This is a genomic window from Pelagimonas varians, from assembly GCF_003208435.1.
GTDB classification, from domain to species: Bacteria; Pseudomonadota; Alphaproteobacteria; order Rhodobacterales; family Rhodobacteraceae; genus Pelagimonas; species Pelagimonas varians.
In genome coordinates, this window is record NZ_QKMF01000053.1 from 1 (window position 1) to 1417 (window position 1417).

Here is a 1417-nt window from a genome sequence, read left to right on the forward strand (position 1 = left end):
TACGACGAATGTGAGTCTGGCGAGCGTTCAGGCAGAGCTCATTCGGTTTGCAACACCTCTGGATTTATCCGGTGGTATCGGAGACACAGGCGATAAAGACCAGTCGCTTGTCTGGAGGGTCGAGGGATTGCAGCAGGCCGAGCTTTCGGCGGGCACCCGCAATCCTGACGGGTCCTGGACCGTGACGCAGGCTGAAGCGCAGGGGCTTCAGATGCTTCATTCCGAACAGCAGCACGTTCAAATCACGTCAATTGCGACTGATGCAGGTACAGGTGAGATAGCGCAAAGTGCGCCGCTTCAGATGACGGTTGATCCAGCGGGTGCGAAATACTCTGTCATCACTGGCACGCCGATCATCCGCACAGACGAGGATCATGCTGCCCCTGTGACGGGCGACCTTGATGTGGATAGCAACATGGCGGTTGTACCGACTTTCGTTGCCGGGACTCAGCACACTCAGTATGGCACGTTCCAGATTGATACTGATGGTCATTGGAGCTTCACAGTTGACACGGCGAAGGCTCAGGGCCTGAGTGAACATGGTATTCAGGAGCACTTGACTGTGACGACGACGGATGGATCGTCGCTCGACATGACAGTTGATATCGCAGGGCAAAACGATCCGGGCGTGATGACCAACACGACTGGGTCTGGTGTGCAGGGACCAGCCAGCGTTGTAGGTGGAAAGCTGGTTGTGACCGATGTCGACACAACGGGTGGCTACATGTTCCTGGCAGGATCCAAATTTACAGGCAACGTTCAGGGCCAATTTGGCACCTTGGATATGGATCAGAACACCGGCGAGTGGACTTACACTGTTGACCCAACACTTGCGGCGCATATTCCAGCGGGCCAAACTGCTGAAGAAACTTTCTCCACACTGTCGTTGTCATCAAGTGAACACACGCGACTCAATCTGACCCTGCATGTTGCAGTGGACAGTTCTGGACTGGCGAAAGTTCTGCAGGCGGTGACGGCAGCCGACGTGGGTACCGTAAAGGAAGACTCCCAAGTTCAGGCAGGTGATCTAGTGGCCGTCGGATCCCTTAGTGTGGTGAATGGCGCGCAAGACCACATAGCCGGGATCTACCACGGAACTTATGGAGAGCTGAAATTAGACGCCAACGGCCACTGGAGCTATGAAGCAAGCAATGGTCAAAGTGTGATTCAAGAGTTGAAGACCGGCGAACAGTTAACGGATCAGATCTCCGTTACAGGTGCATCTGGTCAGCTATACAATGTGGCGATCACGATTGAAGGAACTGACGACGCGCCTGTTCTGAGCGCTGCGTCGGCGTCTGCGACGGAGGATGGGACGCAAGTGTCCGGTCAGATGTCTGCGACGGATGTGGATACGGGCGACAGCCAGAGCTACTCACTGGTGCAGGCGGCACCCGCGGGTTTTGCGATGGGGCCG

The 1417-nt window shown here is 55.8% G+C and carries 1 protein-coding gene; it reads left to right on the plus strand.

The window, feature by feature from the left end:
- Nucleotides 1–1417, plus strand: a 1417-nt coding sequence (locus tag C8N36_RS23905; protein ID WP_211318286.1) for a VCBS domain-containing protein, incomplete at both ends; no start/stop codon positions are given.